This is a genomic window from Sphaerochaeta sp. UBA5836, from assembly GCF_002432845.1.
Lineage (GTDB): Bacteria > Spirochaetota > Spirochaetia > Sphaerochaetales > Sphaerochaetaceae > Sphaerochaeta.
On record NZ_DJGW01000058.1, the window covers coordinates 1 to 4,327 of the forward strand.

The window sequence follows — 4,327 nt, forward strand, 5'->3', positions numbered from 1 at the left end:
ATCGAGTGGAGTCCCACCCCGAAAGAGGCTTTCAACCGTGCCTTGGCCTTGAACAATACCTATCAGATGGACGGCCGCGATCCCAACGGCTATGCAGGGGTGGCCTGGTGTTTCGGTACGCATGACCGGCCGTGGGCCGAACGGCCGATTTTCGGCAATATTCGCTACATGAACGATAAGGGCCTTGAGCGCAAATTCGATATGAGCGGCTATATCGCCCGCATAGAGAAGGAGATTGCGCTCAAGAACCGACTTTCTTGAGGTGCTGGACTTCCACCACCAGGGCTCCCTGGTCGTCCTGCACCAAGCCGAACACCACCAACGGCCACAAGCTTGAGAGCAAGGGATGGAATCGTTGATACAGGTCGGGAAACAGGACAGTCTCATACAGTGCTGTCTCGTCCTCGAAGGAGACAAAGCTCATGCTCTGCCCGCCTTTGGTCATGACCTGTTTTTGAGTGATCTGATAGCCGATGAGATTCACATAACGACCCTTGTACCGGCCGAGCTCGGAGGCTTTCACCCGTGTGAGTCCCCGTAGGTACTGCGCCCATAAAAGCAGGGGATGAGAATTGCGTAAAAATCCCAGGGCGGAGAATTCACGGTGCAGTTCGTCCTCGGTGTGTTTGACCTGCACCAAGGCGCGCTCTTGCACCGCAGCCTGCTTTGGCCTGGTGAAGAGTTCAAGTTGATCGGATTCGGGCTCTCTTGCCGAATTGGTAAGCAGGATCCTCAGCTGCTCGCTGCGGCGGTATTGCAAGGCAAGGCTGTCACAGCATCCGCTTTCCACCAGCGAAACCCAGTCTTCCCGACTTAGGTTCAGTCGGGAGGAAGCATCCTTGAGATCGGAAAACGCTCCTCGTCTCTTTCGCTCCTCGACTATCTGCACTCTTGCCTGCATGGTCAGGTTGGCAATGGCCATCAGGCCGATGAACAAGGTGTTTCCCCGGGCGTGGTAGGCGATCCTGCTGAGATTGAGGTTGGGGCCTTCAATGTGGATGCCCATCCTTCGAGCTTCGCTGATGTATGCCTGGCTGCGGTAGTAGCCGCCTTGGTTTGACAGGACGGCTGCCATGAAATGCGCGGGATGATGGACCCTGAGGTATGCGCTTTGGAAGGAGACCATGGCATACGAGGCGGAGTGCGGTTTGCAAAAGGAGTATCCGTCGAAGCTCTGCATCATCTCCCAGATTTTCTGTGTTGTCTCTTCGCTTACGTTATTGGCACTGCACCCGTCGAAGAACTGTTGACGGTAGACTCTTAGTTTTTCCCCTCCGGCTTTCTTTGCGATGACCTTGCGCAGCTTGTCTGCATCGGACTCACTGAAGCCGGCCAGGGCGACGGCGGTCTTCGATACGTCCTCCTGATAACAGAGAATCCCGTAGGTCTCATCGAGGATGTAGGCAAGCCTGGGATGCAGCGGTTCCCACCTCTTGCCCCTCAACCTCTCGACATATTCGGCGATGAACGCATTCGCCGCAGGTCGGATGATCGAGGAGTGGATGACGATGTGTTCGAAATCGCCTCGTCCGGTTTTTTTCTGCAGCTGCCGCATTGCAGGAGATTCAATGTAGAAGACGCCCATGGAATCACCCTTTGCCAAGGCTGCGATGGTAGGCTCATCCTCTGTGGGGTGCCACAGCCGCTGATCTATATGGATGTCCTCTTCCTCCAGATTTGCCAAGGTGTCGCGGATGACGGCAAGGGAGCGGTTTCCCAAGAGGTCGATCTTCACAAAAGAGGCCATCTCGGTTCCCTCCTTCTCCCAGGCAAGCAAGGGATACCCGTCGCTGCTCAGTCCCAGCGGTGCATAGCAGTAGACCGGCCTTGGGGTGATGACCAGCCCTCCACAGTGCATGGAAATCTCCTTGGGCAGTCCCTCAAGCTTGGTTGCAATCCGGCAGATGGTCTGCCACAAGGGGTCGTCGATGTCCCTCAGGCCGCTGATGAACAGCTTCTTTTCCGCCTCACTGATTTGTGTATCACTGAGGCCGTAGCAGCGGCCGGTCTCCCTGACCGCCCCGCGCAGCCTGAAGCAGTTGTGGTTGGCAACCCGTGCACAGTGCTCCCTGCCGAACCGTTCAAACACCGCGGCAAAGACACCGTCGCGCTCATCCCAGGCAAAGTCGACATCGATGTCGGGGGGATCGAGCCGGGAAGGGGAGAGAAAGCGTTCAAAGTAGAGATGATGGGCGATGGGATCGACATTGGTGATGAACAGGCAGTAGGAGACGATTGATGCCGCCCCCGAACCACGGCCGCAGGTGCGGCTGCTCATCTGCACGATGTCGTGCATGACCAAAAAGTAAGGAGCGAAGCCCTTGTCCTTGATGATGCCCAGCTCATAGGTGATGCGTTCCAGGATGGCATCGTTGACCTCCCCGTACCGCACCTCGGCACCGGCGAGCACACGTATTTCCAACTCCTTGGCCTCATCATCGACCGGATAATCAGGGAAAATGAGCGAGGAGGGGAAGGGGTCGTAGGCCTTGAGCTTGTTTGCATTGTCCACCGCATCGGGCCAGCAGGAGAAGGCCTGGGTCCACTGGTCGGGCTCGAGCAGGACCTTGCCGGGCGGCGAGCAATCGTGGTGCTCTAGCGAACCGACAGTCTTGTGCAGGGCCATGCAGCGAAGGATTCGATGAACTTCCTCGTCCTGCTTGTTCTGCATCAGTGCATCATCGCAGGCAAGCAGGGCAATGCCGAGCCGGCGCGCAGTCTGCACTGCACTAAGGCAGGTCGGGGTGACTGCACCATACAGCTCGGCCTTGCTTTTGGCAAGCGTTGTGAGCAGGGTAGGGCTGGTTGTGGAAAGCACAAGCCCCTCGCTTTGCGCAAGCAGGGAGGGCAGATAGGAAAAAGCACTGTCTTGCGCGCGTTTGGTAAGCAGCAGGCAGAGTTGCTCATATCCCTTTTGGTTCTGTACAAAGGCAAAGATTGCATCGTCGCCCTCGGTCAGGCAGGCTGCGCAGATCAGTTCGATGTTGCACCGCTGGGCCTCTTCTCTGCATGCAGGATACCCATAAAGGTTGTCCCGGTCGGTGATGGCGACCTTTCCTACATTCCATTGCTTGAGTTGGTCGAACAGAAGACCGGGCTGCATCGTCCCCCACAAAAGGGAGTAGCTGGTGGTCAGGGCAAGCCTAGTTTCCATGGCACAGGGCCGTTGCATGGGTGAGGATGCCCGGCCCGAACCTCCGGCGTACCTCGTCGATTGCCTGTTGCAGTGAGTCCTGCTTATGCAGGATCTCGGGGATGAACAGGTCGGTCTGTTTGAGGGCGGGACCCAAGTCAAAGAGCTTGAGGGTGAAGGCCAGGATCCTGACCCGGCGTCCCATCGCCTGCTGAGCCGCTTGGAAGAGGGCATCCTCAATTTCAAAATCGTAAACCCATTGGCCCTTGGTCCGCTTGGTTGCCTCACTGGTTCTGCCGTCGCTCCAAAAAAGGCAGATCTGGACCGCCTGGCAGCTCATGCCATCCAGTCTCATCTGCAGACCTGCATCCTCGCCTGCGGCGAACACGCCGGCCTTGAGCTCCGTAAGGTTGAGAATCGGCTCGGCGAAATTGACCTTCCTCTGGATATACCGCTTGTCCATCACCCCTTTTTGCAGCGGCGAGGTGTCAAGCCCCCTGGCGGCATCGCGCAGGGCAAGGCCCCGCCTGCCCAAAAAAGCGATGACTTGGTTGTCGTCCAAGGCGGCTATCTGCCCGATTTGGGTGATGCCTGCAACCGACAGGAGCCTGGCGATGGCCGGGCCCACCCCCGAGAGCAGGCTGACATCCTGAGCTGCCAAAAAGGAAGCTTCCTCACCCTCACGGATGTGGGCCAATCCACAGGGCCTGATGGCCCTGGTCCCGATTTTTGCCACCAGCTTGTTCGAAGCAACCGCCACCGCACCTTCAAGACCCAACTGCTCGCGGATGTCCTTGCGTATTCGTAGTGCACTGTCCAGTACAGGGCCGAAGAGCCTGTCCGTTCCCTTCATGTCCAGGTACACATGCCCGCCTTTGTCGCACTGGATGTCGGGAGAGTAGGAGGCCACCAGCGAAGCTATTGCACTGTCCGCCTTTGCCGCCGATTGGGTGTCGGGAGGCAGTACTTCCAAGTCGGGAAGCATGCGCTGCGCCGTACTGACCGGCATACCGACACGGATTCCCTCCTGCCAAGCCGTGCGGGAGGTTGTGATGATTACCCTCCGTGCAGAACCTTCCAAAGCTATTGCAAACGGACGACCAGCCAGGCGTGGCTGCTTTGCAATAGCAACCGCTGCTGCGAAGTCGGTTATGTTGATATGGACAATGCTTGCTTTTCGCTCATGCATGAGCC

2 protein-coding genes and 1 pseudogene are annotated in these 4,327 nt (G+C 57.6%); 1 reads left to right on the plus strand and 2 read right to left on the minus strand.

From position 1 onward, the window contains the following. Positions 1 to 261: pseudogene (locus tag B3F49_RS04670) on the plus strand (DNA photolyase); the annotation flags it as partial. Here the strand turns inward: B3F49_RS04670 and dnaE are convergent. Further along, positions 242 to 3,154 carry a DNA polymerase III subunit alpha gene (gene dnaE, locus B3F49_RS04675; protein WP_293909289.1) on the minus strand — a complete coding sequence of 971 codons (2,913 nt, stop codon included), beginning with the start codon at positions 3,152 to 3,154 and terminating at the stop codon, positions 242 to 244. The pseudogene B3F49_RS04670 and the gene dnaE sit on opposite strands and share 20 nt — an antisense overlap. Next, a partial coding sequence (locus B3F49_RS04680) for a hypothetical protein (protein WP_349681280.1) occupies positions 3,144 to 4,327 on the minus strand: 1,184 nt, incomplete at its 5' end. The genes B3F49_RS04680 and dnaE, both read right to left, overlap by 11 nt.